17 protein-coding genes are annotated in these 23,983 nt (G+C 74.9%); 6 read left to right on the top strand and 11 right to left on the bottom strand.

Annotated features, from left to right (window positions below; translation table 11 throughout):
• Positions 1 to 7: 7 nt before the first annotated feature.
• A complete protein-coding gene (locus tag ACFC2L_RS14430; protein WP_375824975.1) occupies positions 8 to 6,034 on the bottom strand; it encodes a DUF5979 domain-containing protein in 6,027 nt (2,008 codons plus the stop codon).
• A 399-nt stretch (positions 6,035 to 6,433) separates the two neighbouring features.
• On the opposite strand from ACFC2L_RS14430, the gene ACFC2L_RS14425 reads away from it, so the two are divergent.
• Together ACFC2L_RS14425 and ACFC2L_RS14420 are read left to right on the top strand one after the other, a co-directional pair.
• Positions 6,434 to 7,648: a glycoside hydrolase family 3 N-terminal domain-containing protein gene (locus tag ACFC2L_RS14425; RefSeq protein WP_375824974.1), complete on the top strand. Its 1,215-nt coding sequence runs from the start codon at positions 6,434 to 6,436 to the stop codon at positions 7,646 to 7,648.
• A gap of 23 nt (positions 7,649 to 7,671) precedes the next feature.
• Complete coding sequence (locus ACFC2L_RS14420) at positions 7,672 to 8,724, top strand: LacI family DNA-binding transcriptional regulator (RefSeq protein WP_375824973.1); 1,053 nt, start codon at positions 7,672 to 7,674, stop codon at positions 8,722 to 8,724.
• 88 nt (positions 8,725 to 8,812) lie between these two features.
• Here the strand turns inward: ACFC2L_RS14420 and ACFC2L_RS14415 are convergent, their stop codons facing one another.
• From ACFC2L_RS14415 to ACFC2L_RS14400, 4 genes are all read right to left on the bottom strand, one after another.
• Positions 8,813 to 9,091 carry a hypothetical protein gene (locus ACFC2L_RS14415; protein ID WP_375824972.1) on the bottom strand — a complete coding sequence of 93 codons (279 nt, stop codon included), beginning with the start codon at positions 9,089 to 9,091 and terminating at the stop codon, positions 8,813 to 8,815.
• Positions 9,092 to 9,116: 25 nt separating this feature from the next.
• Entirely contained in the window at positions 9,117 to 10,403 is a 1,287-nt protein-coding gene (locus ACFC2L_RS14410) for an anion permease (protein WP_375824971.1), read from the bottom strand.
• A gap of 224 nt (positions 10,404 to 10,627) precedes the next feature.
• Positions 10,628 to 12,385 (bottom strand): hypothetical protein, encoded by a 1,758-nt coding sequence (locus ACFC2L_RS14405; RefSeq protein ID WP_375824970.1) that lies wholly within the window; start codon positions 12,383 to 12,385, stop codon positions 10,628 to 10,630.
• A gap of 64 nt (positions 12,386 to 12,449) precedes the next feature.
• Positions 12,450 to 13,301, bottom strand: coding sequence for an NUDIX domain-containing protein (locus tag ACFC2L_RS14400; protein WP_375824969.1), 852 nt, complete (start codon positions 13,299 to 13,301; stop codon positions 12,450 to 12,452).
• A 94-nt stretch (positions 13,302 to 13,395) separates the two neighbouring features.
• Here ACFC2L_RS14400 and ACFC2L_RS14395 point away from each other — a divergent pair, with 94 nt between their 5' ends.
• Positions 13,396 to 14,466: an SPFH domain-containing protein gene (locus ACFC2L_RS14395; RefSeq protein WP_375824968.1), complete on the top strand. Its 1,071-nt coding sequence runs from the start codon at positions 13,396 to 13,398 to the stop codon at positions 14,464 to 14,466.
• A gap of 2 nt (positions 14,467 to 14,468) precedes the next feature.
• Positions 14,469 to 15,386: a hypothetical protein gene (locus ACFC2L_RS14390; RefSeq protein WP_375824967.1), complete on the top strand. Its 918-nt coding sequence runs from the start codon at positions 14,469 to 14,471 to the stop codon at positions 15,384 to 15,386.
• A gap of 10 nt (positions 15,387 to 15,396) precedes the next feature.
• Here ACFC2L_RS14390 and ACFC2L_RS14385 read toward each other — a convergent pair whose 3' ends face one another.
• The 4 genes from ACFC2L_RS14385 to ACFC2L_RS14370 all read right to left on the bottom strand — a co-directional run bounded on the left by ACFC2L_RS14385 (position 15,397) and on the right by ACFC2L_RS14370 (position 18,742).
• Positions 15,397 to 16,086, bottom strand: coding sequence for a hypothetical protein (locus ACFC2L_RS14385; protein WP_375824966.1), 690 nt, complete (start codon positions 16,084 to 16,086; stop codon positions 15,397 to 15,399).
• On the bottom strand, positions 16,083 to 16,505 hold the full coding sequence (locus ACFC2L_RS14380; RefSeq protein WP_375824965.1) for a hypothetical protein: 423 nt from the start codon (positions 16,503 to 16,505) through the stop codon (positions 16,083 to 16,085). The genes ACFC2L_RS14385 and ACFC2L_RS14380 overlap by 4 nt, the downstream gene beginning before the upstream one ends.
• Positions 16,490 to 18,310, bottom strand: coding sequence for a hypothetical protein (locus ACFC2L_RS14375; protein WP_375824964.1), 1,821 nt, complete (start codon positions 18,308 to 18,310; stop codon positions 16,490 to 16,492). The genes ACFC2L_RS14380 and ACFC2L_RS14375 overlap by 16 nt, the downstream gene beginning before the upstream one ends.
• A gap of 129 nt (positions 18,311 to 18,439) precedes the next feature.
• Complete coding sequence (locus tag ACFC2L_RS14370; RefSeq protein ID WP_375824963.1) at positions 18,440 to 18,742, bottom strand: hypothetical protein; 303 nt, start codon at positions 18,740 to 18,742, stop codon at positions 18,440 to 18,442.
• A gap of 243 nt (positions 18,743 to 18,985) precedes the next feature.
• On the opposite strand from ACFC2L_RS14370, the gene ACFC2L_RS14365 reads away from it, so the two are divergent.
• Complete coding sequence (locus ACFC2L_RS14365; protein ID WP_375824962.1) at positions 18,986 to 19,630, top strand: zinc ribbon domain-containing protein; 645 nt, start codon at positions 18,986 to 18,988, stop codon at positions 19,628 to 19,630.
• Positions 19,631 to 19,648: 18 nt separating this feature from the next.
• Here ACFC2L_RS14365 and ACFC2L_RS14360 read toward each other — a convergent pair whose 3' ends face one another.
• Complete coding sequence (locus ACFC2L_RS14360) at positions 19,649 to 20,638, bottom strand: hypothetical protein (RefSeq protein WP_375824961.1); 990 nt, start codon at positions 20,636 to 20,638, stop codon at positions 19,649 to 19,651.
• Positions 20,602 to 22,980, bottom strand: coding sequence for a S9 family peptidase (locus ACFC2L_RS14355; protein WP_375824960.1), 2,379 nt, complete (start codon positions 22,978 to 22,980; stop codon positions 20,602 to 20,604). The genes ACFC2L_RS14360 and ACFC2L_RS14355 overlap by 37 nt, the downstream gene beginning before the upstream one ends.
• 73 nt (positions 22,981 to 23,053) lie before the next feature.
• Here ACFC2L_RS14355 and ACFC2L_RS14350 point away from each other — a divergent pair, with 73 nt between their 5' ends.
• Positions 23,054 to 23,893 carry a MerR family transcriptional regulator gene (locus ACFC2L_RS14350; RefSeq protein ID WP_375824959.1) on the top strand — a complete coding sequence of 280 codons (840 nt, stop codon included), beginning with the start codon at positions 23,054 to 23,056 and terminating at the stop codon, positions 23,891 to 23,893.
• Positions 23,894 to 23,983: the final 90 nt, after the last annotated feature.

Genomic DNA, 23,983 nt, shown 5'->3' with positions numbered 1-23,983 from the left:
CCGCCCGTCAGGCGGTCCGGCGGCGCCTCGTCACGGCGAGCAGCGCGGCCCCGCCGAGGACGAGCAGCGCGCCCAGGCCGACGAGCCCGCCCGTGGTCGCGCCGGTCACGGCGAGCCCCCCGGTCGTGCTCGCCGTGTTGGTGAGCGTCACGTCCGCCAGCTCGCCGACGGCGACCGTCAGCCCGGTGGTGCGCTCGCCGTCGACCGTGAAGACCGGCGTGCCCCACCGGACGCCGTCGATGCTCGGCAGGTCGACCTCGCCGAGCGTCACGACGGTCCCCTCGGGGAGGTCCGCGGGGCCCGTGACGACCGTGCCGTCGGCGCGGACCGTGAGGCGCCCCGACGTCGGGCCGTCGTAGAGCGTCCCGCCCGGGACGTCCGCGGTCCAGGTGACCGTGAACGTGGTGTCGTCGGGCACCCGGCCCGCCGCGCTCCCGGTGACGACCTTGGGGACGGCGAACCCGCCGACGAGGTGCGCGTCGTTCGCGGTGTTGGTCAGGGTGACCGCGACCGCGGTGCCCGCGACGACCGTGAGGGTCGCCGGGTCGACGGCCACGCCGTCCACCGCGAACGTCGGCTCGCCCCAGAGGACGCCCCGGACCTCCGGCAGCGGGGTGCGCTCGGTGAACGTCACCTCGGTCCCCGCGGGCAGGTCCTGCGGCCCGGCGACCACGGTGCCGTCGGCGAGGACGGTGAGCGTGCCCTCCGTGGCGCCGTCGTACTCGACCCCGGCCGGGAGCACGGCGGTCCAGTCGACCTGGAACGCCGTCTCGGCCGGGACGAGGCTCGCGGCGTCGCCGCCGACCTCCTTGTGCACGGTGAACCCGCCGGCCTGCGCGACCGCCGTGTTCGTCACCGTGACCGCCACCGGGGCATCGGCGTCCCCGACCACGACCGTGGCCGGGTCGAACGACGGCGTGCCCCACGCGATCCCGGGGACGTCGGGGAACGTCGGCTCGGCGAGCGTCACGGCGGAGCCGTACGGCAGCGCAGGCCCGTCGACGACCGTCCCGTCCGCGAGGACGGTGAGCGTGCCGCTCGTCGGGCCGTCGAACACGACGCCGTCGGGCACGGTCGCCGACCACGTCACGGTGAACGCCGTGCCCTCCGGGACCGCGCCGGCCGCGGCGCCGGTGAGCGCCTTGGCGACGGTGAACGTGCCGAGTACGGTGTCCGCGGTGTTCGTGACGGTCACCGCCACCGGCTCGCCGTCGTTCTCCGTGATCGTCAGCGCACCCTCGGGGTCGAGGCTCGGCTCACCCCACGCCACGCCCGGGACCTCGGGCAGCGGCGTCTGCTCCGCGAACGTCACGACCGTCCCCACCGGCAGGTCCTGCGGGCCGTCCACGACCGTCCCGTCCGCGAGCACCGTGAGGGTCCCGGACAGGTCGCCCTCGTACGTGACGCCCTCGGGCAGCACCGCGGTCCAGTCGACCAGGAACTCCGTGTCGCCCGGCACGACCCCCGCCGCGTCGCCCGCGAGCGCCTTCTGCACGGCGAACCCGCCCACGACGCTCGTCGCCGTGTTCGTCACGGTGAGCTCGACGCCCGTCGCGCCCTCGACGATCGTCGCCTCGGCCCCCGGCGTGAACGCCGGGGCGCCCCAGACCACGTTCGGCACCTCGGGCAGCGGGGTCTGCTCCGTGAACGTCACGACCGTGCCCACCGGCAGGTCCGCCGGACCGGCCACGACCGTCCCGTCCGCGAGCACCGTCAGCGTGCCGGACAGGTCGCCGTCGTACGTCACGCCCTCGGGGAGGGCCGCGCTCCAGCCCACGACGAACTCGGTGTCGTCCGGCACGAGGCCCGCCGCGTTCCCGGTCACGGCCTTGGCCACCGTGAACCCGCCGTCCACCGTCGAGGCCGTGTTGGTGACCGTCACCGTGACGGTGTCGCCCCCGTTCTCCACGACGACGATCGTCGACGCGGGAGCGAAGGACGGCACGCCCCAGACCACGCCGTCGACCGACGGCAGCGGGGTGCGCTCGGTGAACGTCACCGTGGTCCCCACGGGGAGGTCCTGCGGGCCGTCGACGACGGCCCCGCTCGCGAGCACGGTCACCGTCCCGGTCAGCGGGCCCGCGTACGTGACGCCGTCGGGCAGCACCGCGGACCAGTCCACGAGGAACGCGGTGTCACCGGGCACCAGCCCGGCCGCGTTCCCGGTCAGCGCCTTGGCGACCGAGAAGCCGCCGTCCACCGTGGTCGCGGTGTTCGTCAGCGTCACGACGACGGGCGCGCCGGCGTTCTCGGTGATGGTGACCGTGGTCCCCGGGTCGTAGGACGGCGTACCCCACACGACGCCGTCGACCTCCGGGAGCGGGGTCTGCTCGCTCAGCGTCACGACCGTCCCGACCGGCAGGTCGGTCGGGCCGTCGACGACCGTGCCGTCGGCGAGGACGGTGAGGGTGCCGGACGTGTCGCCGTCGTAGTCGACGCCGTCCGGGATGTCGGCGCTCCAGTCCACGAGGAACGCGGTGTCGCCAGGCACCAGCCCGGCGGCGTTCCCCGCGAGCGCCTTCGCGACGCCGAACGACCCGACGACCGCGTTCGCGGTGTTCGTCACCGTGACCGCGACGGGCTCGCCGTCGTTCTCCGTGACGGTGAGCTGGGCCGGCGTGAACGACGGCGGGCCCCACACGACGTCGCCGACCTCGGGCAGCGGGGTCTGCTCGGCGAACGTCACCACGGTGCCCACGGGGAGGTCCGCCGGACCGTCCACGACCGTCCCGTCGGCCCGGACCGTCAGCGTGCCGGTGAGCGGACCGTCGTAGGCGACGTCCGGCGGCAGGACCGCGGTCCAGGTGACCGTGAAGGTCGTGATGTCGGGCACGATCCCGACCGCGTTCCCCTGGACGTCCTTCTGGAGCGTGAAGCCGCCGACGACGCTCGACGCCGTGTTGGTCACGGTCACGAGCGTCGGGGTGTCCCCGGTCTCCGTGACGGTCAGCGTGGCGGGATCGAACGACGGGTCGCCCCAGACGACGTTCGGGATCGTCGGGAGCGACGTCTCGGAGAACGTCACGGTCGTCCCGACCGGGAGGTCCTGCGGGCCGTCCACGACGGTCCCGTCCGCGAGGACGGTCAGCGTCCCCGTGAGGGGGCCGTCGTACGTGACGCCGGTGGGCAGCGTCGCGGCCCACGTCACCGAGAACGGCGTGCTTCCCGGCACGAGGCCCTCGGCGTCGCCGACGACGTCCTTGGCGACCGCGAAGCCGCCCACAGTGCTGGTCGCCGTGTTGGTCACGGTGATCGCGACGGGAGCGCCGTCGTTCTCGGTGATGAAGATCTCGGCGCCCGGGGTGAACGACGGCTCACCCCAGACGATGTTCGGCACCGCAGGCAGCGGCGTCCGCTCGGAGAACGCCACGGCGGTCCCGACGGGCAGGTCCTGTGGGCCGTCCACCACGGTCCCGTCCGCGAGCACGGTCAGCGTCCCGGACAGGTCGCCGTCGTACGTCACGCCGGTCGGCAGCACCGCCGTCCAGTCCACGAGGAACTCGGTGTCGTCCGGCACGGCGCCGGCCGCGTTCCCCGCGAGCGCCTTGCTCAGCGAGAACCCGCCGACGACGGACGTCGCGACGTTCGTGATCGTCACCGCGACGGGCTGCCCGCCGTTCTCGCTCACGACGAGCGACTCGGGCGAGACGATCGGGCTCCCCCACTGGACGCCGTCGATCTCGGGCAGCGGCGTCTGCTCGGCGAACGTGACGACCGTCCCGACCGGCAGGTCCTGCGGCCCGTCGACCACGGTCCCGTCCGCGAGCACGGTCAGCGTGCCGACGAGCGGGCCGCCGTAGGTCACGTCGGACGGGAGCGTCGCCGCCCAGTCCACGAGGAACGCCGTGCCGCCCGGCACCGCACCCGACGCGTTGCCGAGGAGCTCCTTCTCCAGCGTGAACCCGCCGTTCACGGTGCTCGCGGTGTTCGTCACCTGGACGACGGCCGGCTGCCCCTGACCCACCGTGAGCTCGGTCGGGGTGATGGACGGCATGCCCCACACGACGCCGTCGATCGCCGGCGGCGCGACCTCCGTGAACGTGACGACCGTCCCGACGGGGAGGTCCACGGGACCGGCGTACGGGGTGCCGTCCGCGAGGACCACCGCCTGCCCCTCGGTCTCGCCGTCGTAGACGACGCCCGCCGGGATCTCCGCCGTCCACGTCACGGTGAACGCCGTGTCGTCGGGCACGAGCCCCGCGGCGTTGCCGTCCACGATCTTCACGACCGTGAACCCGCCGACGTGCGTGGTCGCGGTGTTCGTCACCGTGACGAACGTGTTCTGGCCCTCCCCGACCGTCACGGTCGAGGGCTCGACGACGGGCGTCCCCCAGACGACGCCGTCGACCGGGTCCGGGGTCACCTCCGTGAACGTCACGGTCGTGCCGACCGGCAGATCCTGCGGGCCGTCGACGACCGCGCCGTCCGCGAGCACGGTGAGCGTGCCCGTCAGGTCGCCGTCGTACGTCGCCCCGTCGGGGAGCGTCGCCGCCCAGTCGACCTGGTACTCCGTCGCGGGGTCGACGGCGCCCGCCGCGTTGCCCTGGAGCGGAGCCTTCTGCACCGAGAACCCACCGACCGGTCCGCCGGCGTTCGCCGTGTTGACGACCGACACGGTCATCATCGAACCGTCGACGACGGTGAACGAGGTGGGATCGCTCACCACGTCACCGTTGACGCGGAACACCGGCGACCCCCACGACACGCCGGGGACGGTCGGCAACGTCGGCTCCGAGACCGTCACGACGGTCCCGACGGGGAGGTCCGGGCCCGGGACGAGGTTGCCGTTGAGCGGGACCTCGAGGTCACCCTCGCCGGTCTCGCTGTCCGGTGCCGGCGTGACGTAGGAGTAGTGGACGGTGAACACCGTCCCGGCCGGGACGTCCGCCGCGGCGGCGCCCGTCACCGTCTTCTGCACGACGAAGCTGGAGGTCGGGACACAGTTGAACGGCCCCGGACCGATCCACGGGTAGTTGTGGATCCCCAGGCCGCTCTGCGAGCCCTCGCCGCCGAACGTGAGGTCGCCGCCGACGTACACCCGCCCGTTCATGTGGTTGTAGAGCTGGACGTCCGCCGCCGGTGCCATGACCGACCCCATGAACTGCGCCGCCCCCGCCGGGCCGAGCTGGACCGCGTCGGCGTCGACAAAGTTCCACATGATCCGCGACGCCCAGTTGCCGAAGTTCGGGTTGGCGAAGTCGTCGAACCGGACGTTGTTCGCGGCGAAGTAGTTGGGCTGGAAGTCGACCGGGCCGCCCACCACGTTGATGACGATCGGGGAGCCGTCAGCGAACCCGTCGAAGTTGAGCGTGTTCACGCCGTTGAGCGCCGCGGCGTCCACCGTGAACACGTGCAGGTCGGTGCTCGCCGAGCCGTCGAAGGTCGCGATGTTGCCCGTCACCGTGGCGGGTGTCCCGGTCAGGCCGGCGAACGCCGTCGAGGCCTGGGTGACCTGGTCGCCGAAGTCGCCGAACGGCGCGAGCGCGGTCGCAGCGCCGAGGTTCGGCCGCAGTTCCCCGCCGTTCGTGTCCACCGTCCCTGCACCGGTCTTCGCCGCGCCGACCTGGACGTCACCGCCGCCTTGGTCCTGGTAGCCCGCGCCCACGATCACGTTCGTCGGTGCGACCACGTCGAGAGTGCCGCCCACGTGGAGCATGACCGTGCCGGGGTCCGGCGCGATCTGAGACCCTGCCCCGACCGTGCCGACGTTGAACGAGTTCCCGCTGAGCGTGCGGTTGAACGTCGCATCCCCGCCGACGACCAGCACGCCCTCGGCCTCCGACGCCGACCCCGTGGCGAGGAAGTTTCCCCCGGCATACACCGAGACGTTGTTGTCCGTGAACTTCGGGGGCAGGTTCCCGATGCCGGGGAACTGGCCCGGGTCGGGGCACTGCCCGACCGCGGCGAACGAGGGTGCGGCCTGGGGCCCGGTGACGAGCACGACGGCCCCGGCGAGCGCGAGCGTCGCGGCGGTGACGGCTGCGACGACACGACGCAGGGGGTCGAGCGTGCGGGTGCAGGTACCTCGAGACATGCATGGCTCCTGGTCCGACGGGTGACGCCGCCCGGTCCCCGGGCACCATCCTCGCCTTCTGAGACGTCGTGCGTGCTCCCCCATGACGCAGTCTGCGTTGTGATCCTCGTCTCCGCGCGGGGGCGTTCGTCCCGCTCCTCGCGCTGGACCGCCCCGCCGACCCGACGACCGGCACCCAGGTCGGGTGTCGGTCGTCGGGTCGGTGATCGTCAGTCGAGGCGGCGCTGGCGCGGGCGAGGGGTCATGCCGGGCTCCAGGGTCGGTGACGTCGTCTACGGCGCGGTCCCGGCGCGCCGTTGCCCCGGGACGCGACACCCGTGCGGGCATCATGTCGCGCCGCGGCAGGTTCCGCCCGTCGAGCGGACCCGGGCTACGGTGGCCGCTGGAGGTGCCAGCTCTGTGACCACCCGTGCCCGGACCACCTGGATCGTCGTCGCCGTCCTCACCACGCTCGCCGCCGTCTCGGCGGTCGCGTGGTACCTCACCCGCCCGGGCCCTGCCCCGGCCCCGTCGTCGTCGGGCGCGCCGAGCGCCTCGCCCGAGCCGTCGCCGTCGGGCACTCCCCCGACGCCGTCCACCCCGCCCGAGGACCCGCTGGCCGGGTGGACGCTCGAGCAGAAGGTCGGGCAGCTCTTCATGGTCGGCGTCGACGTGAGCGACCCGCAGCAGGTGAGCTACGACGCGGTGTCGCAGCTCCACGTCGGCAACGTGTTCCTCGCCGGGCGCTCGCAGGCGGGCACCGGCCCGACGGCGGACCTCGTCGCGGGCTTCACGACGCTCGTCTCGCCCGAGACCACGAACGGCACGCCGCTGTTCGTCGCGACCGACCAGGAGGGGGGCTACGTCCAGGTGCTGCGCGGTCCGGGGTTCTCGCAGATCCCCACGGCCACCGACCAGGCGGCGCTCGACCCGGCGACGCTGCAGGCGGACGCCACGACCTGGGGCGGCGAGCTCGCGGCGGCCGGCGTGAACCTCAACCTCGCGCCGGTGATGGACCTGGTGCCCGAGGGGACGGCGGCGCAGAACCCGCCGATCGGGTACTTCCAGCGGAGCTACGGGTTCACGCCGGACACGGTGACGACCCACGCGAACGCCTTCAGCGCCGGCATGGAGGCGTCCGGGGTGGACGTGACGATCAAGCACTTCCCGGGGCTGGGCCGCGTCACCGAGAACACCGACACCGACGCGGGCGTCACGGACGACGTGACGACGCGCGACGACCCGTCCGTCGCCGTCTTCGCGTCGGGCATCGAGGCGGGCGCCGCGTTCGTCATGACGTCCACGGCCGTCTACGCGCAGATCGACGGGTCGCTGCCCGCGGCGTTCTCGCCCGTCGTCGTCGACGGGATGCTGCGCGGCGACCTGGGGTTCGACGGCGTCGTCATCACGGACGACGTGTCCGCGGCGCAGCAGGTGCAGGCGTGGTCGCCCGCCGACCGCGCGCTCCTGACGATCGACGCGGGCGGCGACATGGTGCTCGCGTCCGCGGACCCGAGCGTCGTGCAGCCCATGGTGGCGGCGGTCGTCGAGCGCGCGACGACCGACCCGGCGTTCGCCGCCAAGGTGGACGCGGCGGTGGTCCGCGTGCTCGCCGCGAAGGAGCGTCTGCGCTGAGCCCGGGCGGTATAACTGACGCCATGGCTGCCCGTCGCTCCGCCCCCCGCCCGACGCTCGAGGCCGTCGCCGCCGTCGCGGGCGTCTCCCGCGCCACCGTGTCCCGCGTGATCAACGGCGTGCCGACGGTCGACCCGGCGATCGTCGAGGTCGTCGAGCAGGCGATCGACGAGACGGGATACGTCCCCAACCTCGCGGCGCGCACCCTCGTGACGCGGCGCACGGGGTCGGTCGCGCTCGTCGTCTCCGAGCCGACGGAGCGGCCGCACGCCAGCCCGTTCCTGGAGCGCCTGTTCACGGACCCGTACATCGGCCGGGTCACGGCCGGGGCGCAGCAGGTGCTCCTCCCGCGCGACATCCACCTCGCGATCCTGCCCGCCGACCCGCCCGCGCACGACCAGGTCGTGCGCTACGTGCGCCAGGGCCACGTCGACGGCGTCCTGCTCATCACGTCGAGCTCCGGCGACCCGCTCCCGGCGCGGTTCGCCGCGCTGCCCGTGCCGGTCGTGCTCTCGACGCACCTCGACGGGGCGGACGAGTCGGCCGGGGTGAGCTGGGTCGACCTCGACCAGGCGGCGGGCGGGCGGCTCGCGGCCGAGCACCTCGTGGCGCGCGGCCGGACGCGGCTGGCGACGGTCGCCGGGCCGTCCGACGTCCCCTTCGCGCGCGCCCGGCTCGACGGCTTCCTCGACGCGGTGCGCGCCGCGGGGCTCCCCGAGCCGCTCGTCGTCGAGGGCGACTTCACGCGGGCGGGCGGCGAGGCCGCGGCGCGCGAGCTCCTCGCGGCGCGACCCGACGTCGACGGCGTGTTCGGCGCGAGCGACCTCATGGCCGACGGCGCGTCGACGGTCCTGCAGGAGGCCGGGCGGCGCGTCCCGGAGGACGTCGCGGTCGTCGGTTTCGACGACTCCACGGTCGCGCACCAGGCGCACCCCCCGCTCACGACGGTGCGTCAGCCCGTCGAGGAGATGGCGGCGGAGATGGCGCGACTCCTGCTCGCCCAGATCGACGACCCGGAGGCCGGGGCGCGCTCCGTCCTGTTCGACCCGAGCCTCGTGGTGCGCGACTCCGCCTGACTCCGCTCGCTGCGCGCGTGCGAGGGTCGAGGTCGAACCGGTCCGACCGCGACGACGTCAGGCGCTCAGCGGGGCCGGGGAGCGCGGGTCAGTGACCGCCGCCCGCGACGAAGGCGATGCCGCCCGCGATCGCGAGGACGACGACGGCGAAGCACACGAGCGCGCCGACCTGGCGGCCGCGGGTGGCGCGCTCGACGCGCACGGTCCGGCCGTCGGACGTGAAGCGGCCGTCGGGGGTGCCGACCTCCACGGGCACGGCGCGGCCGGCGGCAAGCCGGACCCCGAGCGCGAAGAGGGCGGGCAGGCCCGCGCCGACGACGAGGCCGGCGACGACGACCTTGAGCAGCGAGTCGATCTCGACGAACACGGTTCTCTCCTCCGGGCTGCCGGGGTCAGACGCTCGCGCGCTGGCGCGCGGCGGGTGCGGTCACGGTCGGGTTCGTGGCGCGGGCGGCCTGCGGCTCGCCGTCGGTGAACGGGTCGGCCGCGTCGAGGCGACGCTCCAGCGCGGCCTCCCGCGCCTCGACGACCTCGGTCTCGAGCCCGGCGTCCACCGCGCCCTCCTCCCAGGCGTCGTTGACGTTGTTGTGGTCCACGGGCTTGCGGCGCGACGCGACCCAGATGGCGACGGACGTCGCGACGAGGATCGCGAACACCACGACCGTGCCGGCCGCGCCGCCGATCCCGTGCTGGATGCCGTAGCAGGCCGCGCCGACGAGGCCGGCGGCCGGGAGCGTCAGGCCCCACGCGGCGAGCATGCGGCCCGCGACGCCCCAGCGGACCTTGGCGCCCGGCATGCCGACGCCCGAGCCGAGGATCGAGCCGGTCGCGACGTGCGTCGTCGAGAGCGAGTAGCCGAACAGCCCGGACATGAGGATGACGGCCGCGGACGACGTCTCGGCGGCCATGCCCTGCCGGGTGTCGATCTCGACGAGGCCCTTGCCGAGCGTGCGGATGATGCGCCAGCCGCCCAGGTAGGTGCCGAGCGCCATGAACGACGCGCAGGAGAGGATCACCCAGAACGGCACGCTCGAGTCGGCCGGGACGGCGCCCGCCGCGATGAGCGCGAGCAGGATGATGCCCATCGACTTCTGGGCGTCGTTGGTGCCGTGCGCGAGCGAGACGAGCGACGCGGAGCCGACCTGGCCCCAGCGGAACGCGCGGGTCGACACGTCCTCCGGGACGTCGCGCGTGAGGCGGGCCACGGCCCACGTGCCGACGCTCGCGACGCCGACCGCGACGAGCGGGGCGAGCAGCGCGGGGATGAGCACCTTCGCGGCGACGCCGCTCCAGATGACGCCCTGGGTCCCGACGGCCGCGAGCACAGAGCCCACGACGCCGCCGATCAGCGCGTGCGACGAGCTCGACGGGATGCCGAGCAGCCAGGTCAGCAGGTTCCAGGTGATGCCGCCCACGAGCCCCGCGAGGACGACCTCGAGGGTGATGACGTTCGCGTCGACCAGGCCCTTCGCGATGGTCGCCGCGACGGCCAGGGAGAGGAACGCCCCGACCATGTTGAGGACGGCGGAGAGGGCGACGGCGGTCTTGGGCTTGAGGGCCTTGGTGGCGATGGAGGTGGCCATCGCGTTGCCCGTGTCGTGGAAGCCGTTGGTGAAGTCGAAGGCCAGTGCGGTCACGACGACGAGCACCAGCAGGAGCGTCTCGGTCACGTCGTCCATGGTGGGGTCATCCCCGCCGCGCGCTCGACCATCCTGTGGATTCTTCGGCCACTGTTCACCGACAGTTCATCCGGCGTTCGAAGCGGCTGTTCGAACGGCCGACGAGGGTCTGTTCGAGCAGGTGCCGGGCAGGGCCGGACGGCCCGCGGGCGCGGGTGGTCCGGCCCTGGCGCGGCGCCCGGCGGGCCGTCGGCGGGAGCCCGGGCGGACCCGGGTCGGGCGCGTCAGGCGGCGGCCGGTGCGCCCAGGTCGGCGAGGGCGTCGTCGAGGTCGTCGACGACGGTCGCGACCGCCTCGCGCTGCGTCCGCGCGCGCTCCGCCTCCGCCGCGACGGCGGTGCGCGCCTCGGCCAGCTCGCTGTCGAACCGCTCCGCGCTCGCCCGCGCCGCCGCGCGCTGGTCCCGCGCGCGCTGCTCGCCCGAGAACCACTGCCACGCCGCGACCACCGCCGCGACGACGGCCACCGCGTACCAGGCCGGCGCGACCACGATCCCGAGCACGAGCGTCGCGACGGCGATCGCCCCGACCCCGCCGACGACGCCCCACGACACCCCGTCGACGGGGCGTGCGAGGAGCTCCGCCCGCGCCGTCGCGGCGGGCGACGCGCCGTCGTCGGTGGGCGTGACGGTGACGGACCGGCCCGCGAGGCGCAGCACGCGCGACGGTGCCGGGGTCGCCGCGAGCTCGGAGGCCCGCGCGTGGCTCGCGACGCGCAGGTCGTCGACGAGCAGCGGTGCCGCGATCGCCGCGAGCCCCGGGTCGGTGCCGCGCGCGTCGTCCACGAGCAGGTCGACGAGCGTCCCCGCGGACGCGTCCCACTCCGGGCCGTCGTCCTCGGGCGCGCGCCCCACGCGGTCGGCCAGCAGCTCCGCACGCTCGAGGAGGCCCCGCTCGACGGGCGCCCCCTCGTTCACGAGCGACCCGACGACCCGCAGCAGCGCCGCGCCCGGGGCCGTGGCGCCGCTCGGCGTCGCAGCGGTGCCGGTGGTGCCGGTGGTGCCGGTGGTGCCGGTGGTGCCCGACGACGCCCCGAGGGCGAGCGGACCGGGTGCCGCCGCGGGCAGGGCGACCTCCCCTGCGACGACGGCCCGCGACCACGCGGTCCAGGACCGCAGGAGCGGCAGGGCGTCGGGCGCCGCGGCCCGGCGACGCGTGCCGGACCCGTCGGCCGCCCCGACCTCGGGCGAGCCCCAGTCGTCCCCGCTCCCGGGGAGCGCGGGCGCCGCCTCGAGGAGCCGCGCACGCCAGCGGGCGTGCGCGTCGTCGTCGAGCAGGGCGACGCGCTCGGCGAGCGCCGCGCGGACGACCGCGACGCCGTCGTCCCCGAGGTGCCCCGCGGCCGCCGCGCGCCACAGCGCCCGCTCCGAGGCCGTCACGAGGACCTCGTCCAGCGTCTCGCCGGGGCGTTCCGGCGCCGCCTCCGGCGCACCGTCGGCGCTCCCCCAGCCGGCCGCGGGGAGGACGGGGGCGTCGAGCACCCAGGGCATCCACTCGCGCGCGAGGCCGGGCTGCCCGACGAGCGCGCAGACCGCGACGAGGTAGGTCGCGGCCCGACGGCGGTCGCGCAGCAGCGCCTCCTGCGCCGCCTCCGCGTCGAGCCGGCCCGCGGGGAGCTCGGCGAGGGCGAGCGCCGCGGGCACGAGCCAGTAGCCGGGCACGTCGGCGAGGTCGGGCGACCGCCGCAGGTGCGACACGTCGCCATCGCCCGTCACGACCGCGCGCGTCAGGGCGCGCGCCGCGTCGCGGGCGCGTCGGGCGGGGGTGAACAGCGCGAGCTCCTCGCGCACCTCGCCGAGCTCGATGAGCGCGTTGACGAGGCGCGTGAGCACCTCGACGCGGCTGGACAGGTCGCCCTCGAGCGAGCGCAGGCGCCGGTTGAGCGACGCCTCGCGCGACCGCGCCATCGCGGCCTGCGCGGCGAGCTCGTCCGAGAGGGCCTGCATGTTGCCCTGGTCGCTGCGCCAGTAGCTGTAGGTCGACATGCGCGCGAGCGTACTCAGCCGCGCGCCCCTGTCGAGGGGGAGTTCTCCCCGGGCGCCCCGGCGGTCACCGTCGCGGACGCATGAGCGGCGGGTCGAGGACGGCGGGCACGCTCGCCGGGGCGTCGTCCGGGTCCGCCGCCGAACCCGGGGTCGCTCCCCGGGCCGGGCCGGTCGTGGGGAGAGATCCCGGGTTCGGCGCGGCGCGGTAGAGGGTCGCGGGGCGGCCGGTGCCGCCCGACGTCGTGCGGCCGGTGTCGGCGAGGAAGCCGGGGGTGGTCGTGGCCTTGCGGGAGAAGTTGCGCGGGTCGAGGCGCACGCCCCACACCGCCTCGTAGACGCGCCGCAGGTCGGCGACGGTGAACTCAGGCGGGCAGAACGCCGTCGCGAGCGCCGAGTACTCGAGCTTGGCGCGGGCGCGCTCGACGCCGTCGGCCAGGATCCGCGCGTGGTCGAACGCGAGCCCGGTGCCTGACGGCGCCCGGTCGCCCGACGCCGTCGGCCCGCCCGGGGTCGCCGCGAGCAGGGGCTCGACGGCGTGCCAGGCCGCTCCCCCGGCGTCGGACCCCGCCTCCACGACGCCGAACTCGGGCGCGAGGAGCAGGTACGCGACGGACAGGACCGGCCCGCGCGGGTCTCGGTCGAGCGGGCCGTACGTGCGGAGCTGTTCGAGGTGACCGGGCGGACGGACGCCGGTCTCCTCCGCGAGCTCGCGCCGTGCCGCCCGCGCGAGGCCCTCGCCGAGCAGGACGAAGCCGCCGGGCAGGGCGAGCGCGCCGCGGAACGGCTCGACCCCGCGCTCGACGAGGAGCACGTGCAGGGCGTCGTCGCGGACCGTGAGCGCGACGACGTCGACGGTGACGGGCAGCAGAGCGGCGGTCGGCGGGACGTCGGGGGTCGGGCTCGCGGGCTCGGTCATCCGGCCATCGTCGCACATTAGCGTCAGGTTGACGAGAACCCTCCCGCGGTCTAGCGTCGTTATCGTCAGGATGACGATAACGATTGGAGCGACCATGGCCACCATCCGCACCTACCCGTGGACCCGGCACTTCCTCGGCAGCCCCACGGGCCACGTCGTGCACCTGCGCCGCGGGCGCGTCGCGCACGAGGGCGTGGGGCAGGCGTTCTGGTTCCGCCCGACGACGTCGGTCCTCTCGGAGGTCCCCGTCGACGACCAGGAGCTGCCCGTCTTCTTCCACGCCGTGACCGCCGACCACCAGGACGTCACCGTCCAGGCCGGGGTCACCTACCGGTTCGCGGACCCCGTGACCGTCTCGCAGCGCCTCGACTTCGCCGTCGACCCGGGCAGCGGCGAGACGAGCACCGCGGGCCGGGACCAGGTGACGAGCATCGTCGGGCGGCTCGCGCAGAGCCGGGCCGCCGATGCGCTCGCCGCGATGCCCCTCGCCGACGCCCTCACGGCCGGCGTGCCGCGCGTGCGCGACGTCCTCACCGACGCTCTGGCCACCGACCCGCGCCTCACGGCGACCGGCATCGTCGTCGTCGGCGTCCAGGTGCTCGCCGTCCGCCCCGAGAAGGACGTCGAGCGCGCGCTCCAGACGCCGGCGCGCGAGCAGGTGCAGGCCGAGGCCGACCGCGCGACGTACGAGCGCCGGGCCCTCGCCGTCGAGCGCGAGCGCGCGATCGCCGAGAACGAGCTGGCGAGCAAGATCGAGCTCGCGACGCGCCGCGAGCGCCTCGTCGCCCAGGACGGCGCGAACGCCCGGCGCGAGGCCGAGGAGAAGGCCGCCGCCGCGCTGGTCGACGCCCGCGCGACCGCCGAGCGTGCGCGGCTCGCGACCGACGCGCAGGCCGAGCAGGTGCGCGTCGTCGGCGCCGCCGAGGCCGCGGCCGAGCAGGCACGCATGGACGTCTGGGCGAGCGCCGGGCAGGGCACGCTGCTCGCGCTCGCGGTCCGCGAGGCGGCCGGCTCGCTCCCCGACGTCCAGAACCTCACCATCACGCCCGACCTCCTGACGGGGGTGCTCGGCTCGCTGTTGGGCGGCGTGCTCGGCGGGCCCGACGGCGGACCGGACGGCACGAGGTCGGGCACGGCGTCGGGGACGACCGGGAAGGCGGCCTGACGGTGCTGCGCCGACGCGCCGTCGTCGTGCACCGCCGCACGGAGCTCGACGACCTGCTGGACCGGCACGGGACCCGGGGCCAGGCGGAGTTCTTCCTCCGCTCGCGCGGCCGGTCGCTCGCCGAGGTCCAGGAACGGCACGACGCGCTCGCTGCGGCGCGCGACGCCGTCGTGGCCGCCCTCCCCGCGGGCTGGGCCCGCGCGGACGTCGAGCGTGCCGACCTGTCGCGGTTCCTCCTCGCGCCGGAGGACGTCGTGGTCGTCGTCGGGCAGGACGGCCTCGTCGCGAACGTCGCGAAGTACCTGCGCGGGCAGCCGGTGCTGGGCATCGATCCCGAGCCCGGGGTGAACCCCGGGGTGCTCGTGCGGCACTCGGTGGGGGCCGCCACGGCCCTCCTCCGCGGGCTCGGTGGCGACGCCCCCGCGGGCGCGCCCGACCCCACGGCGGTCCTGCCCGTCGACGCGCTCACCATGGTCCGTGCCGACCTCGACGACGGGCAGCACCTCACGGCGCTCAACGAGGTGTTCGTCGGGCACCCGAGCCACCAGAGCGCGCGCTACACGCTGCGGTGCGCGGCCGGCGAGGAGCGGCAGTCGTCGTCGGGCGTGCTCGTCGCGACCGGCACCGGCGCGACGGGCTGGTGGGCGTCGCTCGCGCACGACCGCGGCGGCCGCCGGGCCCCGGGGCGCACCGAACACCGGCTCGGCTGGTTCGTGCGCGAGGCGTGGCCCTCGCCGGCGACCGGCGTCACGCTCACGGAGGGCGTCGTCGAGGACGGCACGGACGTCGCGCTCACGGTCGCGTCGGACCGTCTCGTCGTGTTCGGCGACGGCGTGGAGGACGACCGGCTCGTCGCCTCCTGGGGCCAGACCGTCACGGTCCGCACGGCCGACACCCCGCTCCGGCTCGTCCGCCCCTGACCCGCGCGCCTCACGCGCCGTCCACCAGCGGAGCCCGCACCGGCTTCGTCACCGGCGCCTCCGGCAGCTGCGGCTCCGGGTCGTACAACCCGAACGGCACCGACTCCGGGTCACACTCCTCGTCCTCACCATCGGTCACCGACTCGTCGAACTCCTCGATCCGCGGATCGTCCGAGTCCAACCGGTGCCGCTCACCCGTCCCCTCCTCGAACCCCAGGTACCACACGCCGATCGTCGCCACCAGCTCCGGCTCACCGAACACGTCATAGATCCACGGCTCCGTCGCATGCTCCGACATGCTCTTCTCCAGGAAGCACGCCCGCACCGCCGCGGCCGACCCGTCCGGAAGCTCCGTCACCGCCAACGGCTCGAACGGCATCGGCCCCACGTCCACCGACGGGTCGTCACCCTGCACGACGTAGTACTCCACTATCCGGGCCACATCCTCGTCCGACTCGTAGTCCGTCAGCTGCCGGATCGTGAAGTCCCCCGAGTTCCACGCCATCGACACACCCAGGTCCCGTGCCCGCATCGCCTGCACCCACGGGTCTGCCTCCAGAGGCGAGTCCGGCGCCCTCCCGTCCTGCCACACGATCCGCGGCGACTCCATCACCGTCGGGCTCGGCTCCCCGCACCCCGACACCACCAGCACCCCGGCGGCCACGACCACAGCGGCCACACCGCGCCTCGCGAGCCTCATCCGGCCTCCTCCCGCGTCTCGGTCTCGTCCGCCACCTCGGGCGCCGCCATCGGTGGAGGGTTCTCCAGCCGCCCGTACCCGTACGCCGCCATCCACTGCCCGTGCGACTCCTCGATCGTCTGGGCCGTGACGGCACCCTGCTTGACCAGGACCTCGGCCCAGGTCCGGTTCCACTCGGAGTCGTCGTCCGGCTCGAACCGTGGCGGGTCCCCCATCCCGTACACGTCCATCGCCGCACGCAGCAGCTCCTGCTCCATCGCGTCGCGCGACGCGTCCCGGCTGGCGCGCGTCGCCAGGAGCGCCTCCAGCTCGTTGGCGCTCTGCGCCTGCTGCCCCGCCGCCGTGAGCACCGACCCCACGCCGTACATCGTCCCGCCGTCGACCATCCACGCCGCCGGGCCGCTCAACGCCTGGCCCATCCCCGAGCCACGAGCCCGCTCGGGCCGGGCAGCGGGATCGAGGAGACCAGCGCCTGCACGGCCGCGACGTCCCGCGCCACCCGCTCGTCGACCCGCCGCGCCACGCCCATCTCCGCCTTGTCCACCGCGCCGGTGACGAACCCGTCCATCGCCACCACGCGCTGGGTCGCCTTGCCGAACAGCAGCTCGTCGTGCCCCGTCACGGCCCACAGCCTGTCCGTGTACGTCCGCGCCGTCGCGTCCAGGACGCTGGCACCGCCCGTGCGCGACCCCGCGATCCCCACCACGTGCGCGTACGCGTCCCACCCCACGAGCGGGACCGGGCGCGACACCCCGCCCGCCCAGAACGGAGAGACCTCGACCGTATCCCCCACCGTGGGACCCTTGTCCCCGTCCCGCACGGTCTTCTGTTCGAGCGCCTCAGAGAACTGGATCTGTTCGAGCTGGTACAGCAGGTCGGGCGCGAGCGCTCCCGCGAGCGCGACCGACGCCCGGTCGGAGACCGACTCCGCCTGGAACGACGTGTTGCTCCACAACGCATCGAAGATCCGGCTGTTGCGCCCCGCCGCGGCCTCCAGCGCGTCGACGTCCCACACGCCGTCCGGCGGTACCCATGCCGGCCCGCCGGGCGCCCGCTGCGCACCGTCCCACAACGCCAACGGCCCCTCCCAGTCCGCCGCGATCCACGACCGGTCCGCGAACCAGTACTCGATCCGCGCCCGCCCGTCCGCCGGGTCGTCCAGGAAGTCGGCCGCCTGCTGCGGGTGCGCGCCCAACGACTCGAACGCCCGCCCCGCCAGGTCGAACGTCGAGCGCCCCCACGCCATCTGCCCGAGGTCGGTGTGCCCCGACGCCGGCAACGAACGACCCTCGCGCTCGGCCACGTCGACCTCCCGGGCGACCGCAGCCGCCAGCGCCGCACCCACGAACGGCGGACCCGAGAGCAGGAACGCCACGGCCCCCGGCTCACCCACCGCCATCATGTCCCGGGCGAACGGATCGGCCACCCGCGGCCCCCACTGCACCGACGCCGCCGCGAGCCCGTCACGCAACCCGATCCCCAGCTCGGCGAGCAGCTGCCACGACAGGTCACGATCACGGTGCGAGTCGTCGAGCGCCGTCTCGAGCGACGCGGAGAGCCGGACCGCACCCGCACCGCCCAGCTCGCGGAAGAACGCGTCCATGGCGACACGGTCGGCCGAGTGCTCGGCGAGGAACGCCGAGAGCTCCTGGGCATCGGCCGGCGTCAGAGGTTCACCCCCGACCTCGACGACGCGGTCCGCGAGCAGCACCGCGTACGTCCGCGGCGTCATCTCCGTCGGGTCCGTGACCCCGGCCGCCTCGAACGTCGCCCGCCGTGCCGACCAGCCCGACGGGATCGCCCCCAGCACCGCGTCCCGCAGGGACCGGTCGAGCTCTCGACGGCGCTCCGCGAGCTCGGCGATCACCGACAGCTCGTCCATCAGCCGCATCTCGAACGCGGTCGCGCCGACCAGGGCCAGCTGCGGACCGGCGACAGAGCTCCGCCACACCCCACCGCCCGAGTGTCCGGCCGTCTCGACGCACTCCACGCGCCCCGTGTCCAGGTCGAACGTGCACGACACGCCCGCTCGCGCGGCGTCGGCGCACACGTCCTTCATGCGCCACACGGCCTTCGCGTGCGTGTCGCGGACGCCCTCGACCTCCGCGACGTAGTTGCGGACCTCTCGCTCCGTCGTCTGCGCGACGTCACCCAGCGTCGCCGCACGAGCCGCCGCGGCCGCGAGCGCCGTCGACCACGCCTCGCTGGCCGGACCCGTCCACACCGTGTGCACCGTCGCGCGAGGCCTCCGTCCCGCACACCACCGCCTGGTCGACCGATCCCCGCAGCACGGAGGCTGCGCTGCTCAGCCCGTCGAGATCACCGTCGCCCGGCCGCCAGAGCCCCCAGGCGCTCATACCGGCCTCCGTGCGCCGGACACCACCGCGGTGGCCCTCGCCGTGCGGGCGGCGGCGTCGTCCGCTGCGCCCAGCACGGCCGCCGCGTACCGCGCGTCCTGCTCGGACCGGAGCAGATCGTCCTCCAGCGTCGCCCACTCGGCACGGAACCACGTCTGGAGCTCCTCCATCGCCGTCGCGACCTGCTCCGCGCCGCAGCCGTCGGCGCCGCTCCACGTCCGCGCGACGCCTGTCACCACGAGCTGACCCACCATCTGCCCCGCGACGCGCACGGCGTCGGGGTCGATCGCATACCCCACGGCATCCCCCTGCCACGTGAACCTGGTCGAGACCGGCCCGATCGTATCCAGCGGGTCGCCTCCGCGGCCGTACTGTCCACAGCGAGGCCCGACGGCGGTCTGCCCCGATTTCACCCGGGTGATCCGTCCGGGCGACGAGGGTCCGTGGGTAGCATCGCTGCGGTCATGGGATTCCCATGACGTCCCCCTCCCGCGGGCCTGGCCTGCGGGGACGCCGCCCCCGAGCCTACCGAGGTCCCTGCCATGAGCGCGCCCATCGCCTTCACCGACAACGTCCGCGACCTGTCGAACGCGGGCGGCTACCAGTTCGAGTTCCGGTGCGAGCGGTGCGGCAACGGGTACCGGTCCGCGTACCAGGCGGACCTCGTGGCCAAGGGCAGCAGCCTGGTCCAGGCCGCCGGCCGGTTCTTCGGCGGCAAGGTGGCCGACCTGTCGTACGCGGCCGGGTCGTGGGCCGCCGACCGCCAGACCAACTCGTCCGCGAAGGACAAGGCGCTCGACGCCGCCGTCGGCGAGGTGCGCGACGCCTTCCGCCAGTGCCACGGCTGCGGCGACTGGATGTGCCACGAGGTCTGCTGGAACGACGCCGTCGGGCAGTGCGTGCGCTGCTCGCCCCAGCAGGCGGAGGAGCTCGCCCAGCTCCAGGCCGAGGCGCGCCGCTACCAGCTGCAGGAGCAGCTCCGGACGACCGACCTGGTCGGCGGCGCGGACCTGCGGACGCCGGTCGTCACGCAGTGCCCGTCGTGCTCGGCCAAGGTCGACGGCGGCAAGTTCTGTGGCGAGTGCGGCGAGCGCCTCGCGCAGGTCGCCGCATGCCGCGAGTGCGGCACCGCCAACGCCGCCGGCGCGCGCTTCTGCGCGGAGTGCGGCAGCCCGCAGGCCACCTGACCACCGCCGACCCGTACGTCAGCCTCGTCTCGGGTCGTCGTCCTGGGAGCGCTCGCGCGCCTCGCGGTCCCGGCGCGCGCGGAGCACGGCCTCGCGGCGCTCGCCGATGGCGTCGCTCGACAGGCTCGTCAGGTGGTCCTGCGCGCTGCGCGCCGCGGCGCGCTCGGCCTCGACGCGCGCGCGGTGCTCCGCCGACTGCGGGCGCGTGCGGACGACGCGCGGGTCGATCCGGTACTGGTCGCCGTGCCGCTCGAGGCGGCGCCGCGCCGCCAGGCGCGCGCGCTCGCGGTGGAACCGCCACGTCCAGGCCCGGCGCAGCGCGACCACGGACCACAACCCGAACGGGACGGCGGCCACGACGAGCCCGACCCGCCAGCCCGACGGCAGCGCCGTCGACGCCCCGGTGCTCGCGAGGGCCCACGCGACCCCGGCCGGGACCGCGGGCCAGAACTCGCGGAAGTCCAGGTTCCAGCCGCAGGCGTAGAAACGCATGAGGGTGTCCGTGAACCGCGAGCGCCGCTGCGGCTGGAGCGACATCGCGACCGGACCCGGCACGGGCGGGCCGAGGGTCGTGCCGGGCGCGACGTGGCTCGTGAACGAGAGCCGGTCGCCGCGGTACGCGGGCCGCAGCGCCCGGCCGGCGTACACGAAGGACAGCGCCGCGAGCGGCCAGGTCGCGCATGACAGGTACCAGGCGACCGGCCCGGCGAGGACGACGAAGATCGGCGCGACGACGGCGAGCCGGCCCAGCACGGCGTCGGGCGAGGCCACGAGCTCGGCCCACGGCTCCTGGTCCGCGGGCGGCTCGAACAGCCCGTACGCCGCGACCGCGAGGTACAGCCCGACGACGAACAGCCCGATCGCCGTCCACACCAGCCCGATCGCGAGGTAGCCGACCGGGCGCAGCAGCAGCGCCGCCGTCCCCGGGGGCGTCGCGTCGCGCGCGGTCCGCGGGTCGGGCGTCGAGCCCGTCACCGCCCCGCGAGCCCGAGCACGTCGAGGACCCACGCGTCCTCGTACGCGACCTCGCGCCAGCCCTCGTACCGGCCCGAGACGCCGCCGTGGCCGGCGTGCATCTCGATCTTGAGCAGCGCGGGTGCCCCCGCGGCACGCAGCCGCGCGACCCACTTCGCGGGCTCGACGTACAGCACGCGCGTGTCGTGGAACGACGTCACGGCGAGGATCCTCGGGTAGTGCGACGCGTCGTCGGGCACGTTCTCGTACGGCGTGTACGTGCGCATGTACTGGTAGACCTCGGGGTCGTGCAGGGGGTCGCCCCACTCGTCCCACTCGACGACGGTGAGCGGCAGGGACGGGTCGAGGATCGACGTGAGCGCGTCGACGAACGGCACCTGCGCGAGCACGCCCGCGAACAGCTCGGGCGCGAGGTTGGTCACCGCGCCCATGAGCAGCCCGCCCGCGGAGCCGCCCTGCGCGACGAGGCGCTCGGGGCTCGTCCAGCCCGCGTCGACGAGGTGGCGCGCGACCGCGACGAAGTCGGTGAACGTGTTCCGCTTGGTGAGCGTCTTGCCCTCGTCGTACCAGCGGCGGCCCATCTCACCGCCGCCGCGCACGTGCGCGACGGCGAACACGACGCCGCGGTCAAGCAGCGACAGGCGCGAGATCGAGAACCCCGGGTCGATGCTGATCTCGTACGACCCGTAGCCGTAGAGCAGCAGCGGCGCGGGCTCGGCGCCCGTGCCCGTCGCGTCGAGCCCGACGGCGTCGCGCCGCCACACGAGCGAGACCGGCACCTGCGTGCCGTCCTCGGCCGTCGCCCACTCGCGGCGCTGCACGTAGTCCGCGGCGTCGTACCCGCCGAGCACGGGCTGCTGCTTGAGCAGCGTGAGCTCGTCCGTCTCGACGCGCAGGTCGTACACGGTCGACGGCGTGACGAAGCTCGCGTACGACAGGCGCACGTTCGGCTGGTCCCACTCGGGGTTTCCGGCGAGCGCGACGGTGTACAGCGGCTCGTCGAACGCGACCTCGTGCACGTGCCAGTGGTCGCCCGAGGGTGCCGGTGTGTCGCCCGTGCGGATCGGGGTCGGCAGGCCCGCCGGGCGCGGCGGCTCGGCCGACGCGAGGTCGATCACCCCGACCCGCGACAGCGCGTCGCGCCGGTAGGAGACGACGAGGTGCGAGGCGAAGGCGTCGACCCCTTCCAGCCGGGTCTCGGGGTCGTGCGGCACGACGACGGTCGCGTCCCCCGGGCCCGCGGGCCCACCGCCGGCGGACGCCCCGCCGTCGGGCACCCGGGTCACGACGAGCTCGAAGTTCTCCGCGCCGTCGTTGTGCAGCACGAGCAGCACGTCGCGCCGCTCCCCCGCCGAACCCGACGTCGCTGTCGTCCTCCCGGCCTTTCCGCCATCTTCCTCGTGCTCGACCGCGGGGAACCACGTGCTCGGCAGGACGGCGTGCTCGACCGTGTACTCGACGCCCTCGCGGCGCGGCCACACGACCTGCGGCTCGGCGGTCGGGTCGGCGGCGTCGATCAGCCAGGTCTCCGACGTGATCTTCGAGCCGACGTCGATCTGCACGAACCGCTGCGAGCGCGAGACGCCCACGCCGACCCAGTAGCGCTCGTCGGGCTCCTCGAAGACGACGACGTCCTGCGTCGCCGGGGTGCCCACCTCGTGGCGCCACACGCGCCAGGGCCGCCACGCGTCGTCGACCGTCGGGTAGAAGACGTACCGCCCGTCCGGGGAGAAGACGGCGCCCGGGAACGTCCCGGGGACCTCGTCCACGAGGTCCGTGCCCGTGCCGAGGTCGCGGATGCGCAGGGTGTACCGCTCGTCGCCGACGACGTCGACCGCGTACGCGAGCCGCGCCCCGTCGACCGACACGTCGAACGACCCGAGGGAGAAGAAGTCGTGGCCCTCGGCCTCGACGTTGTCGTCGAGCAGCACCTGCTCGCCCGGCACGGGCACGCCCGGCTCCAGGACGGGCGGCACCCAGGACGACGGCGCGTCGCTGCCCAGGCTCGCGTCGATCGGCGCGCGCGCCCGGATCGGGTACTGCGAGCCCTCGACCGTGCGCGCGTAGTACCAGTGCGCGCCCTGCCGCACGGGCACGGACAGGTCCGTCTCGAGCGTGCGCGCCTTGATCTCCTCGAAGATCCGCTCGCGCAGCGGCTCGAGGTGCGCGAGCCGCGCCTCGGTGTACGCGTTCTCGGCCTCCAGGTGGGCGACGACCTCGGGCGACTCCTTGTCCCGCAGCCACTCGTAGTCGTCCTCCACGGTCTCCCCGTGGTGCGTGCGCGGCGCCGGGCGGCGGGGCGCGACGGGCGCCGCCGGATCCTCCCGCTCCGCGGGGGTCGGCGGCGTGGCGGTCTGCGTGAGGTCGTCAGGCATCTGGCCAGGGTAGTGCCGCCCGGCGCCACGCCGTCGCCGTGGCACGAGCTGTTCCCGTCGTTACGCTCGACGCGTGACGCAGGAGCAGGGGGACCGCCCGACGGCGGAGACGCTCACGAGCGGCGAGATGGTGCGCGCGTCGGGTCTGTCCATCAAGGCGCTGCGGCTCTATGACGCCAACGGCCTCCTCGTCCCGGCCGGCGTCGACCCCCGCACGGGCTACCGCGCGTACGCGCCCGAGCAGGTCGAGCGGGGCCGCGCCCTGGCGCTCCTGCGCCGGATCGACGTGCCGCTCGCGCGCGTCCCCGAGGTGCTCGACGCCGACCCGCGCGACGTGCGCGACGTCCTCCTCGGCTGGTGGGACGAGCGGCAGCGGGCTCTCGCGGAGCAGCGCGCGACCGCGGAGGAGCTCGCGCGTGCGCTCGCGACCGGGCGCGGGGAGGCCGAGGTCCGATGGCGCGAGGTCCCTGCGTGCACGGTCGCCACGATCACGTCGTCCACGACCCAGGACGACCTCGTCCCCACGTTCAGCGCCGACCTGCTGACCATCCGCGCGCACCTCGCCGCGGCCGGGGCGGAGGCGGGCGCGGCGCACTGGGTGATCTACCACTCGCCCGTCGGCCGCGACGTCCCCGGGCGGGTCGAGGCGTGCGTCCCGTACCGCGGGGCGGTCGTCCCCGCCGGGCCGGTCGTGCTCCGCGAGGACCCGGCACGCACGGAGGCGTACGTCGAGGTGCCGTCGCGCGACTGCCGGTTCCCGCAGATCGTCGGGTACCTCGACGCGCTGCGCGTCGCGACGGGGCAGGCGCACGCCCCGTCCCGCGAGGTGTACGCCGTCCCGTGGTCCGACGAGCCGGACGCCGTCGTCGCGGACGTCGCCCTCACCGTCGGGCCTGCCACGAGGCTGTCCTAGGGCGTGTCCGGTGAATCGCGGAGCCAGAGGATGATCGCGGCGATGGTGAGTTCGGAGCGGTAGTAGGCGGCGCGTTTGGTGAAGCGGGTG

The organism is Cellulosimicrobium sp. NPDC055967, assembly GCF_042269845.1.
Classification (GTDB): domain Bacteria; phylum Actinomycetota; class Actinomycetes; order Actinomycetales; family Cellulomonadaceae; genus Cellulosimicrobium.
The sequence above is the reverse complement of the archived record's forward strand: the minus strand, read 5'-3'. Positions and strand labels throughout refer to the sequence as shown.

What these genes read in the sequence shown, in the direction of transcription:
- ACFC2L_RS14430 (WP_375824975.1), bottom strand. Translation starts at nt 6,034, where the DNA reads ATGTCTCGAGGTACCTGCACCCGCACGCTCGACCCCCTGCGTCGTGTC.
- ACFC2L_RS14420 (WP_375824973.1), top strand. Translation starts at nt 7,672, where the DNA reads ATGGCTGCCCGTCGCTCCGCCCCCCGCCCGACGCTCGAGGCCGTCGCC.
- ACFC2L_RS14410 (WP_375824971.1), bottom strand. Translation starts at nt 10,403, where the DNA reads ATGGACGACGTGACCGAGACGCTCCTGCTGGTGCTCGTCGTCGTGACC.
- ACFC2L_RS14405 (WP_375824970.1), bottom strand. Translation starts at nt 12,385, where the DNA reads ATGTCGACCTACAGCTACTGGCGCAGCGACCAGGGCAACATGCAGGCC.
- ACFC2L_RS14400 (WP_375824969.1), bottom strand. Translation starts at nt 13,301, where the DNA reads ATGACCGAGCCCGCGAGCCCGACCCCCGACGTCCCGCCGACCGCCGCT.
- ACFC2L_RS14395 (WP_375824968.1), top strand. Translation starts at nt 13,396, where the DNA reads ATGGCCACCATCCGCACCTACCCGTGGACCCGGCACTTCCTCGGCAGC.
- ACFC2L_RS14385 (WP_375824966.1), bottom strand. Translation starts at nt 16,086, where the DNA reads ATGAGGCTCGCGAGGCGCGGTGTGGCCGCTGTGGTCGTGGCCGCCGGG.
- ACFC2L_RS14380 (WP_375824965.1), bottom strand. Translation starts at nt 16,505, where the DNA reads ATGGGCCAGGCGTTGAGCGGCCCGGCGGCGTGGATGGTCGACGGCGGG.
- ACFC2L_RS14365 (WP_375824962.1), top strand. Translation starts at nt 18,986, where the DNA reads ATGAGCGCGCCCATCGCCTTCACCGACAACGTCCGCGACCTGTCGAAC.
- ACFC2L_RS14355 (WP_375824960.1), bottom strand. Translation starts at nt 22,980, where the DNA reads ATGCCTGACGACCTCACGCAGACCGCCACGCCGCCGACCCCCGCGGAG.